General features: G+C 52.0%; 16 protein-coding genes. All 16 read left to right on the forward strand.

Features of this window, described 5'->3' with window-relative positions; genetic code table 11:
* Positions 1-5 precede the first annotated feature (5 nt).
* The 16 genes from flgG to BLR06_RS08130 all read left to right on the forward strand — a co-directional run bounded on the left by flgG (position 6) and on the right by BLR06_RS08130 (position 19,799).
* Positions 6-791: a flagellar basal-body rod protein FlgG gene (gene flgG / locus BLR06_RS08050; protein WP_092071038.1), complete on the forward strand. Its 786-nt coding sequence runs from the start codon at positions 6-8 to the stop codon at positions 789-791.
* A gap of 8 nt (positions 792-799) precedes the next feature.
* Positions 800-1,780 carry a flagellar basal body P-ring formation chaperone FlgA gene (gene flgA / locus BLR06_RS08055; RefSeq protein ID WP_092071041.1) on the forward strand — a complete coding sequence of 327 codons (981 nt, stop codon included), beginning with the start codon at positions 800-802 and terminating at the stop codon, positions 1,778-1,780.
* 17 nt (positions 1,781-1,797) lie between these two features.
* The gene (locus BLR06_RS08060; protein WP_092071044.1) at positions 1,798-2,394 is read left to right on the forward strand and encodes a flagellar basal body L-ring protein FlgH; all 597 of its coding nucleotides are present in this window, start codon (positions 1,798-1,800) and stop codon (positions 2,392-2,394) included.
* Between the two features lie 11 nt (positions 2,395-2,405).
* Positions 2,406-3,527: a flagellar basal body P-ring protein FlgI gene (locus BLR06_RS08065; RefSeq protein WP_092071047.1), complete on the forward strand. Its 1,122-nt coding sequence runs from the start codon at positions 2,406-2,408 to the stop codon at positions 3,525-3,527.
* Between the two features lie 17 nt (positions 3,528-3,544).
* Complete coding sequence (locus BLR06_RS08070) at positions 3,545-3,919, forward strand: rod-binding protein (protein ID WP_092071050.1); 375 nt, start codon at positions 3,545-3,547, stop codon at positions 3,917-3,919.
* Between the two features lie 96 nt (positions 3,920-4,015).
* Positions 4,016-5,431: a phosphodiester glycosidase family protein gene (locus BLR06_RS08075; protein WP_092071053.1), complete on the forward strand. Its 1,416-nt coding sequence runs from the start codon at positions 4,016-4,018 to the stop codon at positions 5,429-5,431.
* A gap of 41 nt (positions 5,432-5,472) precedes the next feature.
* On the forward strand, positions 5,473-5,778 hold the full coding sequence (locus BLR06_RS08080; RefSeq protein WP_092071056.1) for a hypothetical protein: 306 nt from the start codon (positions 5,473-5,475) through the stop codon (positions 5,776-5,778).
* Positions 5,779-5,786: 8 nt separating this feature from the next.
* Positions 5,787-7,574 (forward strand): SpoIVB peptidase S55 domain-containing protein, encoded by a 1,788-nt coding sequence (locus BLR06_RS08085; protein WP_092071059.1) that lies wholly within the window; start codon positions 5,787-5,789, stop codon positions 7,572-7,574.
* Between the two features lie 216 nt (positions 7,575-7,790).
* Positions 7,791-8,561 (forward strand): MlaE family ABC transporter permease, encoded by a 771-nt coding sequence (locus tag BLR06_RS08095; protein WP_092071065.1) that lies wholly within the window; start codon positions 7,791-7,793, stop codon positions 8,559-8,561.
* 10 nt (positions 8,562-8,571) lie between these two features.
* Positions 8,572-9,339 carry an ABC transporter ATP-binding protein gene (locus BLR06_RS08100; RefSeq protein ID WP_092071068.1) on the forward strand — a complete coding sequence of 256 codons (768 nt, stop codon included), beginning with the start codon at positions 8,572-8,574 and terminating at the stop codon, positions 9,337-9,339.
* Positions 9,333-10,607 (forward strand): MlaD family protein, encoded by a 1,275-nt coding sequence (locus tag BLR06_RS08105; RefSeq protein ID WP_092071071.1) that lies wholly within the window; start codon positions 9,333-9,335, stop codon positions 10,605-10,607. Before BLR06_RS08100 ends, BLR06_RS08105 begins: the two co-directional genes overlap by 7 nt.
* A 125-nt stretch (positions 10,608-10,732) precedes the next feature.
* Positions 10,733-12,019, forward strand: a complete 1,287-nt coding sequence (locus BLR06_RS08110) for a TolC family protein (protein WP_092071074.1) — start codon at positions 10,733-10,735, stop codon at positions 12,017-12,019.
* A 217-nt stretch (positions 12,020-12,236) separates the two neighbouring features.
* On the forward strand, positions 12,237-16,526 hold the full coding sequence (locus BLR06_RS08115; RefSeq protein ID WP_092071077.1) for a translocation/assembly module TamB domain-containing protein: 4,290 nt from the start codon (positions 12,237-12,239) through the stop codon (positions 16,524-16,526).
* A 15-nt stretch (positions 16,527-16,541) separates the two neighbouring features.
* A complete protein-coding gene (locus BLR06_RS08120) occupies positions 16,542-17,186 on the forward strand; it encodes a sigma-70 family RNA polymerase sigma factor (protein WP_092071080.1) in 645 nt (214 codons plus the stop codon).
* Positions 17,187-17,433: 247 nt separating this feature from the next.
* Positions 17,434-18,012: a hypothetical protein gene (locus BLR06_RS08125; RefSeq protein ID WP_092071083.1), complete on the forward strand. Its 579-nt coding sequence runs from the start codon at positions 17,434-17,436 to the stop codon at positions 18,010-18,012.
* 20 nt (positions 18,013-18,032) lie between these two features.
* Complete coding sequence (locus tag BLR06_RS08130) at positions 18,033-19,799, forward strand: BamA/OMP85 family outer membrane protein (protein ID WP_092071086.1); 1,767 nt, start codon at positions 18,033-18,035, stop codon at positions 19,797-19,799.
* Positions 19,800-19,840 lie beyond the last annotated feature (41 nt).

Below are 19,840 nucleotides of genomic sequence, written 5' to 3' on the forward strand. Positions count from 1 at the left end.
AATTTATGATGCGCTCACTCTGGACAGCGGCGTCAGGCATGACAGCTCAGCAGTCTAATCTTGATGTGGTTTCCAATAATCTGGCAAACGTGAATACTACCGGCTTCAAAAAAAGCCGTTCTGATTTTCAGGACTTAATGTATCAGACCATACGGCAGGCCGGCACGACCACCGGTCCTGACAACCAATTGCCGACAGGCGTTCAGATCGGTCATGGCACCCGGCTTGTGGCGACGCAAAAGATCTATACCCAGGGCAGTTTCCAAAGCACCGGCAATTCTTATGATATTGCGATAGAAGGCGACGGTTTCTTTCAAATTGCCATGCCGGACGGCACGATTGCTTATACCAGGGACGGTTCCTTTAAAAAAGATGAGAACGGACGGCTTGTCACTTCGGAAGGTTATGCGCTGGATCCTGAGATTGCCGTTCCCGAAGAAGCGCTGGATCTTACCATATCGGCTGAAGGTGTGGTGTCGGTAAGCCTGCCCGGCCAGGATCCTGAGGAAATCGGCCAGATTGAGCTGGCCCGCTTTATTAACCCGGCCGGTTTGGAGAATATCGGCCGGAACCTGGTCAGGGAAACCGCGGCTTCCGGTGCGCCGGTGGTTGTTAATCCGGGAACTGACGGCGCAGGGACGCTCGTGCAGAAATATCTGGAAATGTCCAATGTTCAGGTTGTTGAAGAGATGGTCAATATGATTGTGGCGCAAAGAGCTTATGAGACCAATTCCAAAGCGATTACCACTTCGGATGACATGCTGAGTCAGGCCAATAATTTAAAACGCTAGGCGGAGCTATGGTTAAAAAAGCACTGTTTTGTTGTTTTTTACTGCTGTGTTTATACCTATTCCCGATGGCGGCGCAGGCCGGGGCGATTACCGTAACGGTTGCCGAGGAAGCCGTCGTACGGGGGCCGCTGATTACTCTGGGCGAGCTTGCTGAAATCTCCGGAGCCGATTCGGATAAAGTGCTGCGTATGGCGCAGCTTACTCTGGGCAGCGCCCCGCCGCCCGGCGGCAGCTTAGTGCTGACCGATAAACTATTAACAATGCGCCTGGCTTCGGCCGACGCCAGGTACGGCGATATTGTCTGGCAGGTTCCGGCGAAAATCAAGGTGACTACCGGGTCGCAGAAGCTTAGCGGCGCCATGCTGACAGCAGCTGCGATAGAGGCGATTAAAGACAAGATCGGCCAGTCCCTCAATGAGGCGGATTTATCGATTGTCCTGGCGGTTCCGGCCCCGGATCTCACGCTGCCGCAGGGCGACGTCTTTCTGACGGTGGATCTGCCTTATGGGGTTCGTTACACTACGCCGACGGTGGCCAGGATCAATATTATGCTTGATCATCAGTTGTACAACCGGCGGAACGTCAGTTTTGACGTTAAGTACTTTCAGTCGGTGGTGGTAGCGGACAAGCTGATTGACAAGAATCAGATCCTGCTGCCGCAGGATTTACGTTATGAACGGATGGATACCAGTAAATTGTCCCCCGGCTACTTTACCGATATCGGCAGGGTTGCGGGCTTAATGGTCCGGCGTTCTTTGACGCCGGGGGCCATAGTAAACAACCGCAGTCTGGAAAAGCCGGTATTGGTGAAACGCGGCAATCATGTGACGATTTTGGCCCGGGTGGGCGGGATTGAAGTCCAGACCGCCGGACAGGCGATGCAGGATGGCGGCGCCGGCGATATGATCCGCGTTCAGAATTTTGTATCAAAAAAAATTCTTTCCGCCAGAGTGCTGGATGCAATAACCGTCCAGGTGGATAATATATAACGGAGAGTGATGCCAAAATGAATCAGTTGGGAAAAACCGCACTGGCCGTCATGCTGGTGCTGCTGATGATGGCCGGACCGGTTTCCGGTGCACTGGCCGCTTCCCTTTGGACCGATACTGCAGCGACCGCCGGCTTGTTCAGTGATATTAAAGCCAAGGGGGTTGGCGATTCGCTGACCATTATTATCAATGAAACTTCCAATGCCAGCCGCACCGGCAACGCCAGCAACAATAAATCGGCGAATGTGGGGGCCGACGCCGGCGTGGGAATTTTTAAATTCCTGGCTGAGGCCAGCGCCGGCAGCAGTGACAGTTTTAAAGCGCAGGGGTCAATTAACAATACGAATAAAGTAACCGGCAGAATTACGGTTCAGGTTACTGAGGTCAAGCCAAACGGCGATCTGATTGTTTCCGGCACGCAAAGCATCAAGCAGAATGGTGAAGAACAGAAAATTACGATAACCGGCAGTGTCCGTCCGTATGATATTATGTCCGACAATACGGTGTTATCCAATTATGTGGCTGATGCGCAGCTCAGAATTGACGGTAAAGGACCGCTTGCCAATAAACAACGTCAGGGTATTCTGACCCAAATATTCAATTTCTTGTTTTAGTGGAGGCTATTATGCGTAATCTAGTTGCCCTTTTTACCGTGCTTATGCTGCTCAGCGGCATGCTGGCGCCGGTTGCCGCCGCGCCGTTCGCCGTTAGCCGGGTCAAGGATGTCGCCAAAGTCCAGGGAGTTCGTTCCAACCAGCTGGTCGGCTATGGCTTGGTTGTGGGGTTGGCTGGAACCGGGGATTCCAATAAAATACAGGAAACCATTCAGTCTATTGCCAATATGCTGAAAACCTTTGGTATTGTATTAACCGCTGGGGATATATCTGATCTGAAAATGAAAAATGTCGCGGCGGCGGTGGTTACCGCTCAACTGCCGCCGTTTGCCAAACCGGGCGATACCATTGATATCACGGTATCCTCGATCGGTGATGCCAAAAGCCTGCAGGGCGGAACTTTGATTCAGACGCCGCTCCGGGCTGCCAACGGGCAGGTTTATGCGGTAGCCCAGGGGGCGGTGTCCACCGGCGGGTTTGCTGCCGGCGGCCGCAGCGGCAGCCAGCAGAAAAACTTTCCGACCGTAGGCACTACGCCGAACGGCGCTATTGTTGAACAGGATGTGCCGATGGAATTCAGTAATGAAGGAACCATCCGGCTGTCATTAAATCAACCTGATTTTACCACTGCCAGCAGGATCAGTAATGCGATTGACGATCGTTTCGGCGGTATTTCCATTGCCCGCGATCCCGGTACGGTGGAAATCAGCATACCGGGAGCGTACCGCAATAATGTGGTTGGTTTTGTTGCTGCGGTGGAGGAACTGGCCGTGGCTCCCGACAATATTGCCAGGGTAATCGTGAACGAACGGACCGGTACGGTTGTGATGGGCGGCAATGTGGCGATTGATGAAGTTGCAGTGGCTCAGGGCGGGCTGAATATTAAAATAACCAAAACAACAGACGTATCTCAGCCGCCGCCGTTCTCTTACGGCAATACCGAAACGACGACCAATACTGAGCTTGATGTTGAAGAGGAGGCCGGCAGCCTCATTGTATTGCCGGCGACGGCCAACGTCAGCGATGTGGTCAACTCGTTGAATGCGGTTGGCGCTACCCCGCGCGATATTATTTCTATCCTGCAGGCGATTAAGGCAGCCGGGGCGCTGCACGCCGATCTGCAGATTATCTGACGGCAGGTGATGAACATATGCAAATAAACTCTATTGGGACAAAGTTTTTGATGAATCAATTCAATTCGGGGCAAGGCCAGGCAGACGGTGATTTTGCCGTTCAGCTTAAAGCTGCCGCCGCGGCAGGCGATGATCAGGATACAGCCAAGCTGAAAGCGGTCTGCCGGGATATGGAAGCCGTCTTTCTTAATCTGTTGCTCTCAAAAATGCGGGATACTGTACCCAAGTCGGGGCTGACGGGCAATTCTTCAGGTGAAGCCATCATGCAGTCAATGCTGGACAGTGAAACCACTAAGAATATGTCTCAAGCTGGTGGAATGGGGTTGGCTGATATGCTTTACCGTCAGCTAACGGCAGCCAGCGGAGCGCAAAATAAAAGCCAGGCTCGCTAAAGCCTGGCTTTCGCCTTTATAGGGCGGAACACGCAGGCAGCCGGCCGGTCGCGGTGCAGGCTGTTTCCAATTTGGCCTTAACGGAGGATATAAATAATGAAAAAGATTTTGCTCGCGCTGTTTGTAACTTTCCTTATTGCCGTGTCCGCAACAGAGGCGGCGCCGGCGGCCCTGGTCAAGCAGGTCCGCTATAGCCAGACAGCACAGACGGTCCGTTTGGTATTTGACCTGGATCAGCTGCCTGATTATAAAATTTCGCTGACGGAGAACCCGGCGGCTTTGGTCATCGAATTTGCCGGCAAAGTGGATCAGGCTGTGTTGCCGGCAATGACTTTTTCCGATCCCGCGGTCAAGCGCCTGACTTTTGGCGGTACTTCGCCGGACGGGCTTAAGATTGCTGTCGAACTGAATAGAGCGGTACTGTATAAGGCGTTTACTTTAACCGGACCCAATCGTCTGGTTGTCGACGTCATGAAGGAGTATGAGCAGAAGGTCCAGGAAGAGGTTGCACCCGGAGTGAAGCTTACCACGCTGCTGCGCGGCCGGCCGGAAGGGCCGATTGCCGCTTATCTTCTGGAGATTGAGCCGAAATCCGGCTGGGTTATCCAGCCGGTTTTATCCAACGATGCCATCGTGAATCTGGAAACAGTAAAATCAATGGCTGACCGCACGAAGGCAGTCGCCGCGGTGAATGCTTCTTATTTCAGCTTACATGGCGAACTGCTGGGTCTGACCAAAATCAATCACACAATCGTAAGTACCGGGGACTTGGCCAGAACGGCTTTGGGCATTATGCCGGATGGTCAGGCGATCATTGGCCCGGTTGAATACGAGGGAACCGTAGTACTGCCTGACGGCGCCAATTTTCCTGTTGCCGGTATCAATCAGAGACGCGGCCAGGACAGTCTGGTCGTGTACAATAGCTATTATGGCCCGGCCACGGATACCAATCAATATGGGGCGGAGTATGTGGTGAAACAGGATAAAGTCGTTTCGATTCATGTAAATAACACGCCCCTGGAACCTGACGGCATTGTACTGTCGGCGCACGGCGCAGCCGCTGATCAGCTGGCGAAGCTGCAGGTTGGCGATACGGTCAGGGTCTTTCAGACACTGGGGCCGGTCTGGGATAAAACCCTGCATGTGGTGGGCGCGGGGCCTGCGCTGGTTAAAAATAACAGTGTATATCTGTCGACGAAAATTGAAAAATTCGGCGCTGATGTCGCCGGGGGCAGAGCGCCCCGGACGGCAGTGGGCATAACCGAGGACGGACATATCTTGCTGGCGGTTGTTGATGGCCGCCAATATGGCAGTATGGGCTTTTCCTTATTGGAGCTGGCCCTGTTTATGCAGGAAGCCGGTGCCGTCCAGGCTATGAACCTGGACGGCGGCGGCTCCAGCGAGATGGTAGTTAATGGGAAGATTGTCAACAAGCCCTCCGACCGGCGTGAACGGCGGGTTGGCAGCGCCTTGACCGTAATGCCGGAATCGCCGATTAAACTTGCCAATTGACATTTATCCTGTATAATTAAAGGTAGCAGGGGGTGTTAATTATGCTTCATCGCAAAACAATATTGGTAATCACACTTGTACTGGTTGCGGCTTTGGGCATTTGGACGGTTTCCGCCAATGCGCTCATTGACCAGAAAGCAGTATTGTCAGGTAAAGTCACATCGGTAGTGCCGGCCGGCGCAACCGTACGGGAAGGCGACATACTGGTTCGCATTGACACAATCACCGGTGGTCAGCCGGCGGCGCGGGCTACCAATGATGGTATAGTGAAAGAAGTTTTGGTTAAAAATGGCGACAGCATTCGCAGCGGCGCTGTTGTAGTAAGAATTGAAACAACGCGTAAATGAGGGAGAGGATGGTCTGTTTGTCAAAGTTAGTAAAGCAGTTCCTGGCGCTGCTCATCGTGTTCCTGGTGTTTCCGGCTGCTGCCGGCAATGCGGCCGCCGCCGGTTTTATACCGGTGAATCAGATTAAGCCCGGCATGCAGGGCATTGCCAAGACTGTGATTGCAGGCGCTAAAATTGAAGAATTTGGCGTTGAGGTATTAGGGATAATGAATAACAAGGGACCATCCGGAGACTTGATTCTTGTCCGTACATATGGCGATGTAATTGACCGCACCGGCGGGATTGTCCAGGGAATGAGCGGCAGTCCGGTCTATATTGACGGCAAGCTGGCAGGCGCTATTGCTTACGGCTGGCCGCTCAGTGATCATCGTATCGGCATGGTTACGCCAATTGGCGATATGTTGAAGCTTTGGGAAGCGCCTGATCCCAAAAACAACCGGGTGTTTAAGCAGGTCGATATCAGCGCCGATTTTGAGGCCATGGCCACGCCGGTAATGGCGGCTGGTTTTACCGAACCGGCCTTAAAAATGCTGGCAGATAAACTTAAACCATTAAATATGGTGCCTTACGCCGTTGGCGGTATGCCGGACGGAACGGACTTCGGGCCGCTTGAACCAGGCAGCGCTGTTGGCCTGGAATTAATTCGCGGCGATCTTAGCCTGAGCGCCCTGGGGACGGTTACCTATGTTGAAAATGACAAAGTGCTGGCTTTTGGCCATCCGTTTTTACGTAAAGGCAATACCAGCTACTTTTTGACAAATGCGTATATTTTTACCGCAGTTGACGCCTTGGAGAGCGGCTTTAAAGTCGGCGCTACCGGTGAGGCACTGGGGTTAATTAATCAGGATCGCAGCGCCGGCATTGCTGGACAGCTGAACAAGTATCCCAGCGTTGTGCCGGTACGGATTAAGGTAACCGATGAACAGCTGGGCCAGACCAAGGATTTTGCCGTACAGATCGTGGATGATGAGCAATTGGCTCCGGCATTATCGGCTTCGGCGGTTTTCAATGCCGTTGACAGAACGATGGACCGGGCCGGCGCCGGCACCGCCAAAGTCAGCTTCGAAATTATGGCCCGGGATATGCCGGGCGAAGTAATCAAAAGAGAGAATATGTTTTATAGTCCCGCCAGCATTGGCGAGATTACGGTTGCTGAATTTTTTGAGGCCATGAGTTTGCTGTCCAACAATAATTACAATCCGGTGGAAATTATGGATGTCAAGGTAAATATTGTGGTTAGCGAGGAACGCCGGACGGCATCCATTATTGAAGCCCATCCGGTAACCCCATCCGCCAAGCCTGGCGATACGGTCACCTTGGCAGTTAAACTTAAACCTTATCGCGGCGAGCCGACGACCAGGATGGTTCCTTTTGTGGTGCCGCCGAATCAGCCTGAAGGCCCGTTGATGCTGGTCGTGCGCGGCGGGGGACTGGTTCCGGTGACGCAGCTGTTGCTAAAGCAGCAAGGCATTGATTTAACGCAGGGCCAGGACCGGAATAAACCGTTCGCCGATGTTCTCAAGGAGTTCCAGGAGCATGACCGCAACAATGACCTTGTTGTGGAAATCATGGAATTCAATCCCGGCGAGGTACAACAGCAGGCTGGCGCTGCAGCAGCCGGCCCCGAATCTAATTTGACCGGTTCGCAGCTTAAGCCGGAGCAGCTGCCTATGGCTGAGGAAAGCCCGGCAGCCCAGGCGTTGGCGAAGGAGAAAGCCAAAACCTGCTTTGCGACGGATTACATTGTGGATAACGATACACAGGTGATACTGAATATCCAAAAATTGAACGAGTAGATCGTCAACCTTAAACTGTGCGTATAGCGCCAACCAGCCCCAGCCCCGGTCTTACGGCGGCCGGGGCTGAATTTTTGCCTCGGTGAATTTGACGGTTAGACGCTGCTTGCAGATAATGGCAGGATAAAATCCGGCCATAAAGCAGGGAACAGGCTGAAAATATTGAATATCTTAAATTTACACCGCTTTCATAAAATAATGAGTAGGAGATGGACAATGCTTGCAGCTTATCTGGAAAAAGTTGGCCGCTGGGTCATTCACGGCCTGGAAAAATGCGGCAGAGTCGTTCTGTTATTGAATGATCCGGCGCTCTGGCGGCGACGGCCCAACGCCCGGCATGTCTTGCATCAGATGTCTCATTTGGGGGCTGATTCCCTGCCGATTGTCATGCTGACCATTTTATTCACCGGCATGGTAATGACAGTGCAAATTGCCCAGGAATTTATCAAATATGGCGCACAATCGTCCGTTGGCGGCATCATTGCCATTGCTATGGGCCGCGAATTGGCTCCGGTGCTCACCGGAGTGGTCGTGGCCGGCCGGGTGGGAGCGGCGATAACCGCTGAAATAGGTTCAATGAAGGTTACCGAGCAGATCGACGCCCTGCGGGTAATGGCAATCAGCCCGATTGCCTATCTGGTTGTTCCCCGCCTGATTGCCTGTATGGTCATGCTGCCTTTGCTGGTGGTCTTTGCCGATGTGATCGGGACAATTGGCGGCTATCTCGTAGCCACTGTATATTCCGGCATTGGCTCGTTTACCTTTCTGCAGTCAATTAAGGTGTTCGCGGTAGTCAACGATGTTACCGGCGGTTTGGTCAAGGCCGCCGTGTTTGGCGGCATTATTGCAATTGTCGGCTGTTATAAAGGCCTCAATGCACCGGGCGGGGCCGAAGGTGTAGGCAAGGCCACGACCGGTTCGGTTGTCAGTTCAATCATGCTTATTTTTGCCGCTAATTACTTTTTATCACTGTTGTTATACCGTTAAGAGGTGGGCTATGATCAGACTTTCTAATATCAGCATGAATTATCAGGGGAAACAAATTTTGGAAAACATCAATCTGGAGATCGCCGCCGGCGAGACAATGGTCATTATTGGACCCAGCGGTTCAGGCAAAAGTACGCTGCTCAGGCTGATTGTCGGTCTGATTAAACCAACCGGCGGGGAGATTTGGATTGACGGGCAGGCAACCGCCGGCTTGTCTGAAGACGAGCTTAACCGGATCAGACTGCGGATGGGAATGGTGTTCCAATACTCCGCTTTATTCGACTCAATGAGTGTCGGCGATAACGTTGCTTTTGGCTTGCGTCAGCACACCACTATGACTGAAGCTGAAATTGCCAGAGTGGTCAATCGGAAACTGCGGATGGTAGGCTTGTTTGGCAAGGAAAACGTCATGCCCAATGAGTTGTCGGGCGGCATGAAAAAACGGGTAAGCTTAGCCCGGGCGATTGCCGCCAACCCCCAGATTGTGCTGTATGATGAGCCGACAGCCGGACTCGACCCCATTATGTCCGGCAAGATTGACCGGTTAATTACCAGCACCAAACGGATTATGGGGGTTACCTCGGTTGTTGTTACCCATCACATGTCCAGCGCTTTTAACATCGCCGACCGGATCGCCATGATTTATGGCGGCCAAATAATTGCAATCGGCACAGTTGAAGAGATAAAAGGTTCCGACAATCCTATTGTCCAGCAATTTATTCATGGCGAAAAAAAACCAGGTCTAATAGCGCGAAGGAGGTTAAAAGCAGGATGTTAAGCACTGAGGCCAAAGTTGGCTCAATTACGATCGTGGCAATAGCGTTGCTGACCTATATGATTATTCATTTGGGGGGCTTTGCTTTTCGCGATCAAGGCTATCCGGTTCATGCTGTATTTAACCAGGTCAACGGTCTGAAGGAAGGAAATCTTGTACGTTATGCCGGCGTTGATATCGGCAAAGTAAACGCAGTACAGATGATTCCGTCCGGCGTTCAGGTGACAATGCTGATTCATACGGGAACGAAAATTCCGGAAACAGCCAGATTCAGCATTGGAACTGATGGGTTGCTGGGGGAAAAGTATATTGATATTGCACCGCCCCGGGAGCCTTCAGGCGTGCTGGCGCCCGGCGCAACCGTGCGGGGCGAAAATATTCAGGGGCTGGATCAGATGGTGGCGACCGCCGATCAGGTACTGCATGATGTGCAGAAGCTGGTCAATTCGCTGAATGAAGTTTTTGGCGATGAAACGTTTAAGGCTTCACTCAAAGAAAGTGTGGTCAACACCAGGGCAATTACCGCTAATCTCAATGCTATGAGCGCAGCGATGGCCAGAATGGCGGTAAATAATGAGGCCGATATCCAGGCAATGGTAAGCAATCTGGAGGTAATGTCCGCCAGTCTCCGGTCTGTGGCCGCCAGGGTGGATAAGATGATTGACGGGGTGGACAACAATGGGCAGACGGCCAGAGACTTGCGGGAAACCATTGGCAATCTTCACAGCACCAGCGTCCGGGTGGAAAACATGGCTGCAGCGCTGGAGGGCATTGTAAGCGATCCGGCTACTGCCGAAAACATTAAGGAAACGCTGAAGAACGCCCGTTCAGTTTCGGCCAAGGCCGACCGGATGTTGACGAAAGTGACTGATATCAAGGCCGAGACCGGCGTTGAAATGTTATATGATTCCGACTCCGGCAATTACAGCACCAACGCTGAGGTGCGACTTCATACTTCACCGCGGGATTTTGCCGTCATCGGCGTAAATGATATTGGCCAGGATTCTAAAACCAATCTTCAGTTTGGCACAGGCACCGATAAACTGGCCGGCCGGGCCGGAATCATTGACAGTAAGGCCGGCGTTGGCATTGATTCGAGCCTGGGGAAACAGCTGAAACTGTCTTTGGATGTTTATGACCCTAATGATGTAAGGGTTAAGCTGCGTACACAGTATCGGTTAGCGCCCGATCTATTTGTGGTGGCTCAGGCCAATAATATGAATAAAGACGAGGACAACAATACCTATATTGGCATCAGGCGCAATTTTTAAGTAAGCTAAATACCATAAATCCGACACGCTTTTTATTGACACTGGAAAAAGCAAATACTATAATGAAATGGAAGTGACTACATAGTCAACAAAGTTTCATTTGCATTCATCGAGGAGGAAATACAATGGCAGGAAAGAGAGTCTGGAACAAGCGTATTGCCAGTTTACTGGCAGGTGGTTATTTTGTATTGAGCACAACTGCAGTATTTGCTGCCCCGGTTGAATTATCGCTGGAGGACAGCATTGCCATGGCTTTGAATAATAATCCGGCAATAAAAATAGTGCAGGCTGAAAAAGAAACAGCCGCCTGGGCAGTCAATCAGGCGAAAAGCGCTAAGCTGCCGTCTGTCGATTTAAGTCATAGCAGCCAGCGCCGGGATAGCGGAGCCGGAATTGGGGTTGGCAACAGCTTCAGCAACGGTGTTTCGCTTAGCATGCCTATTTATACCAGCGGCAATCTGGAAGGGCAGATTGAGCAGGCCAAATTAGGCTTTCAGTCGTCTGATCTGGAAGTGGAAAAAACCAGGCAGCAGTTGAAGCTGGATGCCACAAACGGTTATTTTGCCGTTTTGCAGGCCCGCAATTTGCTTGAGGTCAACCGTCAATCGGTGGATAATCTGACCGCCCACCTGAAAAATGTCCAGGCCCAGTATGCGGTCGGTACGGTGGCTAAATCTGATGTGCTGCGTTCAGAAGTTGAATTGGCCAATGAACAGCAGAACCTGATTAAGGCTCAGAATACCTATGATCTGGCGGTATCCAGTCTAAATAACGTCATCGGCCTGCCGCTGAATAGTGAATTGTCCATTAAAGACGATTTGAAATATCAGCAATATGATCTGACTTTGGCGAATAGCATTGATTATGCCCTAACCAACCGTCCGGAGGCTGAACAAGCCCAGCTGGCGGTCAAAAGCGCCCAGCAGGAAATCCGTATTGCGAAAAGCGGCAACCGTCCCACCGTCAGCGCTGGGGCTAATTCCGGCTGGAGCGACAGCAGTTTCCCCGGTGATGAGAATAACACCTGGGCGGTCGGCGTAACTGCCAGCTGGAGTGTGTTTGATTCCGGTCTGACCAAAGCAAAAGTGAAACAGGCCGATTCCAGCGTCAATAAGGCGACTGAACAGGTTCGGCAGACGCTGGACAGCATTCAGCTTGAAGTGCGTCAGGCTTTTCTGAACCTGAAAGAGGCGGAAAAACGGATTGAAACCAGCCAGGTGGCAGTTGATAAGGCTGAGGAAGACTTTAAAATAGCTCAGGTCCGCTATGCAGCCGGTGTGGGTACCAATCTGGACGTCCTGGATGCGCAGCTGGCTCTGGCTACGGCGAAAACCAATTATATTCAGGCAATGTATGACTATAATACCAGTAAGGCCGATTTGGATAAAGCGATGGGTGTAGCAGTGAACTAAGTTTTGATTTTAACCGCTGCACCATCGGGCAGACTGGATAGTTGTACAATGTGTATTGCGGCAAAATCTTTCAACCCGCAGCAGCGGGTTTTTTTCTGATTCGCCAGGATACCAGTTTTTTCCGCACATGCTGTAGACTTATATTCCAAATTATACTCACAGGAAGGCGCAGGTCCCATGTCGAAGTATAAGCGAGACTTAAATCTATGGGAGGCGTATGATGAAGTATAAGGCCAAAGTGCTGATGGCAGCAGTCTTAATATTGGCCGCGACTCTAACTGCTGTCTGGCAGAACAAAAGCCAAGAGTTGATGGCTACTGCCGCAAGTGCCTTATCTTCTGAACTTGCGGGAGCAATTGGCACCAATGTACAAGTGGGATCCATGAAAATTGGCGCTTTGAATTCAATTATAATTGATGGCATTTCCATCTATGACCATAAGGATCAGTTATTGTTATCGGCGGAAGAAGTAAATGTAGCCATTAGTCTGTGGCGAATTCTGCAAGGGCAGACCTCAATTGCCGCAATCAATGCGATCACCGTTGTCAGGCCGGTAATGACCTTAAGCCAGCGGCCAGACGGACAATGGAATATCGAAGACCTGCTGGATTCAACAACCAGCGGCGATTTAGCCCTGCGGCTTAAACTCAGTCTGATTGAGGGGACTGCAACGATCAACAGCACTGCCGGACAATGGCGGCTGCAGAATATTAACGGGTCATTGAATCTGGAACAGCAGTCGGCAACCGGGATTAAGCTCTCTTTTGCCCATCAAGCCGCTACTGCCGATATCCGTGGTTTTTGGGGCGGTAAGCACGGCTCTTTAACCATTAAAGCCGATCATCTGGCATTGGCGGACTATCAAGCGCTGTTGCCGGCGGATGGTTCAATACAGCTCAGTGAGGGTACGGCCACGGCAATTGAGGCGATAGTAAGCCAAAATAACGGCAGGATCAGTTATGCAGGGGAAGCCCGCATTCATGACGGCGCTATCCGGATTGATGATATTCCGTTACGGGAGATCCAGGGTCTGATCACGTTTACGGAAAACGACCTGAATTTGTTTAACACTGTCAAGGTATTTGAACAGCCGCTGAAATTGCGGGGGAAAATTACCACCTTTACGACTGAACCGGTTCTCAACCTGTCCGCCTCTTCGCCGGCCTTTGATCCGGCCGCGGTAAAGGCTGATTTCCCTGTCCAGGGCGTGATTGCGTTTGATGCCGATATTACCGGCCTGGCTGCCAATCCCAAGGTAAGCGGTCATTTTAGTTTAAAACAGGCCCGGGTGTATGAGCAAACAGTACAAGATGCCGAGATTGATTTAAGTTATGCGGATCAACTGTTGCAGCTGGAGGATTTCCGGGGCAAGCTCCTGGGCGGAAGCGTCGCCGCGCAGGGTACTGTTGAACTGCAGACGCAGCAGTTTAATCTGCATATCCGGGGCAGCCAGCTGGACAGTGCGGCGCTGGCCGATTTTGTTCCCGGCTTGAGCGGTTATGCCGATATTGATATTATTGCCGTAGGCGATCAGGATATCGACCGGGCCGTTATCTTCGGTACGGCCTCAATGAATGCCGGGCGGTATCAGGGAATCGCCTTTAACGGGCTGAACGGCAGCTTCTATAAAAATGGTCCGGATCTGGCGATTGATTACGTTAATGTCGGTTTGGGCCAGGGCACAGCCACCGCCAGCGGCGTCATGGTCAATCGACGCCTGAACTTTAGCGTCCGCGGCAATGGCCTGCCTTTACAGGTATTGGCTGCGCGCCAGCCGGAGCTGCAGCTTGACGGTACAGCCGCCTTTAGCGGTACGGTTGCCGGAACGGCAGAGCACCCTGATCTGCAGGCTGAATTTACCGCAGTCAACGGGCAGGTTTTGGCTCAGCCGTTTACCGCAGCCAGCGGTAAAGTCCGCTTGTCTGACGATCGGCTGGTGCTGCAGAATGTAGCGCTGACCGATGGCGCGGCCAGGCATACGATTGACGGTTCGATCGGCCTTGCCGGGGCTCAGGTGGTCGATCTGACGGTTTCGTCCCGCCAGGCGCGGGCCGAGAATTTGGTAAAGCTGCTGATACCGGGGGAACAGCTGACCGGCAATGTTGATAACGATATCAGATTGACCGGCCCTTTGAATAATATTTCGGCCAGCGGCCATATTGTTCTGTCTGAAGGCAGTTTTCGCGGCTTTCTGATTGCCAGGGGTTCAGGCGGCTATGCGCTGAGCAACGGACAGACGACCATTAGCGATTTTGTCATCCACTCGCTGAATACGCAAGTCAAAATTGGCGGCGTGATTGACCCCGATCAGCAGCTTGATTTGGATATTACCGCTCAGGATGTCGATATTGCCAAGCTGCATCTCCGTTCCCCTTACCCCATAGGCGGTCAGGCTACTTTTACCGGTAAATTGCGCGGTACGCCAACCAGCCCGGTGTTTACCGGCCGGCTGTCGGCCGAGCGTTTATCGTTCAATGCCCAGCCGCTGGAGCAGGTAGCCGGCAATCTTAATATTGTCGGTGATCAGATTGATATTACTTCGTTTGGTTTCCGGCAGGGGGATGGAAGCTTTACCTTCTCCGGGGGCTTAAATCTTTCTTCTGAAGAAATTTATGGCAATGTTGAGGTGGATAACGGTCAGCTGGCCGCCCTGCTGGCTATTCTTAACACCCCGCTGGAGGGCGTCGACGGCCGGCTTAACGGTAAAATTGTCATTAGCGGGAATATGGCAAGGCCGAATGTCGCCCTGACCGGGCAGCTGAACAATGGGCAACTGAAAAAGTATCCGCTGGATCATATTGAAATTGATGTTGCGCTAAGCAATAATATTGTCACAGTCAAGCAGTTTACGGCGCAGCAGGGTCAGGGAATCCTGGCCGTCTACGGCACCGCCGACCTGGATGGGCCGCTGAACCTGGAGGTGGGCGGCCGGGATATTGATGCCGGGCTGATTACCAATTGGTTTGATTCCAGTATAGAAACAAAAGGCAAGCTCGATTTTGCCGCGCAGGTGACCGGTACTGTCCACAGCCCCAGTGCTAATGTATCCCTTGAAATCACCGGCGGCGGAGTGGCAAACGCCACCTTCGATTCCCTGTACGGGCTGCTGGTGCTGGATCAGGGCAATATTAACGTCAATCAGCTGATGCTGTCCAAAGGGAATTACCGGGCCAGCGCTTACGGCGTTATTCCGGTGGCGGCGCTTACCGCCCAGGGGCGGCAACAGGGTGCGGTGAAAGATCAGATGGATCTTAAGGTGCGGCTGGATGAAGCCGATCTCAGCATTATGCCGCTCTTAACCAAAGAAGTCGCCTGGGCGGTCGGCCGGACGCAAGGTGAATTGGCGATTGGGGGAACGCTGGTTCAACCTACGGTGACCGGCAGTATTCTGGTCAAAGACGGCGTGATGAAGTTAACGTCACTGGCTGATCCAATCCAAAAAGTGGGTCTTGATATTCAATTTGCCGGTGATAAAATGAATTTAAAGACGTTTGAAGGCTTGATGGGGGGCGGCTCGTATAGTCTTACCGGCTCCGCCAAATGGAGCGGCCTGACGTTGGATGATTATCATTTTAACCTCAAATTAGATAAACTTGGCGTAAAGCACAAATACTTCAAAGGGCCGTTAAACGGAGAACTGACATTTGACAGTGGCCCCAGACGGCCAAAGCTGGCCGGCCGGCTGGTGTTTGAGAATGCTACCGCCGATATCCCCTACCTGCCGGAGATGACGGCCGACAGTCCCGATATTGCCCTGGATGTGGAGGTTATTGCCGGCAAAAAAGTCCGTCTGTATAATCCCTACATGTATGATATATGGGCTGATGGCCGGGTCAAATTTGGCGGCACAACCAGGCGGCCGGATGTTTCCGGACGTCTTACCGCCAGCAGGGGGACGGTCAGTTATCTTAGAACTCCCTTTAACATTAAAGAAGCCAGCGCCGAATTTACCCAGTTGGGCTCGTTCGCTCCGGTTATTAGACTGAATGCCGAGACGCGCCTTGACCGGACCAGAATTTTTCTGGACATCAACGGTCCGGTTGGCGAAATGGATTTTCGCCTGACTGCCGAGCCGGCGATGAGCCAACAGGAAATCCTTTCCCTCTTAACGCTGCGCAGCCGCTATTTCGATAAACAGGATGGCGACGATTCCGGGCTGGGCCGGGATGAGCTTTTGACCCTGCTGGACGCCGGACTGCAAATACGGTTTGTCGCTGAACTGGAGAGCGCTTTCCGTAAGGCCTTTGGCCTTGATGAATTCAGGCTGGTGCGCGATACACTGGATGCGGACAGCAGTGAAACGGTCCGTGACCGTGAAGTGTACAATATAGAAATAGGCAAATATCTCACCGACCGGTTTATGCTAAACTACACCATGGGTGTTGGTTATGACGATAACAACAAGATTGGTTTCCGGTATGAGCTTACCAGACGGATGAGCCTGATTGGCTCCTATGATAAATTAGATGGTGAGATGATTGGGGTTGAAACCCGGTTTAAGTTTTAATTAAGGATGATGCATATGCAGTTAAAACAATATCTCAGTGAACTGAATAAAGTCCGGCTGCTGGAGCCCGCCGAGGAACAGCGGCTATGGCTTGAATATAAACAAACCGATAGCCTGGAGTGCCGCCGCCGTCTCATTGAAAGCTATCAACCCCTGGTGTTCAAAACAGCGATTTGCTGGCAGACGGATGAGGCGACCTTAATGGATATCATCCAGGAAGGAACGGTCGGTTTAATTGAGGCTGTGGAAAACTATGATCCGGCCAGGGGAGTAGCGTTTTGCTTATATGCGTCACACCGGATTCGCGGCCGGATGATTAACTATCTGAACCGGGAAGGCAAACGGAATCTGGCCTATATTGACAGCCCGCTGACAACGGAGGAGGGCGCCGGCGGCACATTAAGCGATTTGCTGATTGACAATGCTCTGCCGGTGGCGCAGCAGGCCGAGCACAACTTTCTGGTTGAGCAGGTAAAAAACGCTCTGGGCCGTCTGCCGGACAAAGAGAAGCTGGTCTTAAACGGGGTGTTTCTGGAGGATCAGGAACCCAAACAGCTTGCTGAAACGATGGATTTGAGCATTTCCCATGTTTATCGCCTGCAGAAACAGGGTATCCGGCGCATACGCGGCATGCTGGCCCACTTCATGCAGAACTGGTAACTGGCGGCGAGGCATTCAGTGCAATGCCGGCGGACGCGATGCGCATCGCGTCCGTCATTTTATGGCAGGAGTACTATCTTAGTACGCTGATAGCGAAATTTGCTGAAAAACAGTTCAATTAGGGAGCAATTTGTTATAAACAGCGCTTAACTGCTTAAAATAGCCTGAATTCGGCTAAATTCGAATGACCAAAATCTGGCCTCTTCCCATGAGTGTATATTGTGGTTATAATGTAGGGGTGGTGAAAATGGCTGACTTTAAACAGCGTATGTCCAGACATCTGCGTTCGGCCCGTCAGTGGCTTACGCGGGCGGAAGAATCATTTGACAAAGAAAGCAATATTCGTGCCGAACTTGACTTAATGCTGGCGCAAGCTGAACTTCAGCATGCGCAGGAAGCCAAACGGGCTGGTGAGTGGCGCTATAAATATCTGATGATGCGTCACGGTATTGCTTTGGGATTGGCGATGCTGGTTGCCGCAGGCGGCCTGGGAGGGACTTTTTATCTTCTTCAGGGCAGGCAGGCGTCGCCGCCAATGGCTGATGGGCAAGCTGCTCCTCCGGCCGTTACGGCCGAAGTGAGGCGTGCGTCCGACAAGGCTGCAACCCCGCCGGCGCAGGAACCGCTTGAACCTGCACCGGCAGTGATAAGTCCAGCGCCGGCCACAACGCAGGTACAACCTACAAGCATAAAAACAACCGACCGTCAGGGTCCGAAACAAGAGCAACGTAAGACTGTAGACAAGGTGGATCACTCGCTGGAGCTGCCGCCTGATGAAATGCAAAAACTTATGCGTGCTGCCGGAAAATCTTTGCGCGGTCAATAAATCGATAAAGGAGGTAATGCATGACTACTCGACAACGCTATGGGCATCTGTTGCTTGCGGCTATTTTCAGTATTTGTACCATTTTATCTGCTGCTGCCCCTGCGTTAGCCGCTGACCTCAGCGGTAAAACCGTTACCGCAGTAAATATTACCGGCAACGCCACAGTGGCTGAAAGCGATATTATGGCAGTTGTCAAAACAACGCCGGGGGATGCCCTGGCGGCAGATGCCGTTAAGCAGGACATGCAGGCAATTTATGAGCTGGGTTATTTCTTTGATGTTGTAGCTAATTTTACTGAAGTTCCCGAAGGCGTAAAAGTAGTTTATACCGTGATGGAAAACCCGGCGCTGCAGGATATCGTGATCAAAGGCAATACGAAAGTACCGACAGACAAACTGTTAAGTCTGTTGGGAGTTGCCAAGGGGACAGTGCTGAATACCAAAACACTGAATGAAAATGCCCGGGCGATTGAGCAGTATTACCATGACCAGGGGTTTATTCTGGCGAAAGTCAGCGATGTGTCGATGAGCCCCGGCGGTGTGCTGACACTGACGGTCAATGAGGGCGTTTTGGAAGGCATTGTGATTAAGGGCAATGAAAAAACGAAGGAAAGAGTCATTACCCGCGAAATGAAGCTTAAGGCCGGCGAGCCCTTTAACGTTAAGGATGCGCGCCGCAGTATGCAAAAAGTGTACAACCTGGGATACTTTGAAGATGTCAATATGAAGCTTAATCCCGGGCAGGAACCCAATGCGGTTGTGCTGGAGGCCAGTGTGGTGGAGCAAAAAACCGGCACCTTCTCCATCGGCGGCGGCTACAGTAAATCCGACGGGATGGTCGGAATCATTGAATTAGGTGATAATAATTTCAAAGGTACTGGCGACAAAGTCAAGATTCACTGGGAATTCGGCGGCGATGCCAGCGACAAGAATTATGAATTCACTTATACCCGCCCCTGGCTGGATGCCAAGCAAACCTCGCTGAGCTTTAGCCTCTATGACATGACCAATGAATACAGTGATTATTATGAGGGCGGCAAGCTGCGTTCAACCTATGATAAGCAGCGCCGCGGCTGGGATGTCACGCTGGGACGTCCCCAGAACGACTATATCAGTCATTACGTGACCTTCAAGCACCGTACCGACCGCTATGTCGAATGGGCCGGCGACGGGATTGACTATGCGCAGACCGATGAGGATGCCGACAACTATGATGAGAATTATAATGCCCAGTACCTGGAGGATAATTTCGGCACCACCAACAGCGTCAGCCTGGCGCGGGTGATGGATACCAGGGATAATGTCTTTAATCCGACCGAGGGCGAACGGTTATCGGTAACGGCTGAATTTGCCGGACGGGCCTTCGGCGGTGAGTTTGACTTTAATAAATATACGCTGGAGGACCGGCAGTACTTTAAGGTAGGCCGGGACCACGTCGTAGCGGTTCGGGCAACCCTCGGTTATGCCGACGGCAATATGCCGGACAGCGGCAAGTTCTCGGTCGGCGGCGCTGATACGCTGCGCGGCTTTGAAGATGACCAGTACAAAGGCAACAAAATGCTGGCGGCTTCGGTTGAATATCGCTTCCCTATTGCCAAGAAGATTCAGGGCGTGGTTTTCTCTGATATCGGCAAAGCCTGGGAGGGCGAAGGCTATAAATTGGATGACCTGGAAGCAAGCGCCGGGGTCGGCGTCAGGGTAACGACGCCAATTGGCCCGATCAGGATTGATTACGCGCAGGGTTCAGAAGGCGGAAAAACGCATTTTAGCTTTGGCGGACAATTCTAATCATGAACCACAGAGCCAGGCTGAAGCCTGGCTCTTGCTGT

Source organism: Dendrosporobacter quercicolus, assembly GCF_900104455.1.
In the GTDB taxonomy this organism is placed as follows: domain Bacteria; phylum Bacillota; class Negativicutes; order DSM-1736; family Dendrosporobacteraceae; genus Dendrosporobacter; species Dendrosporobacter quercicolus.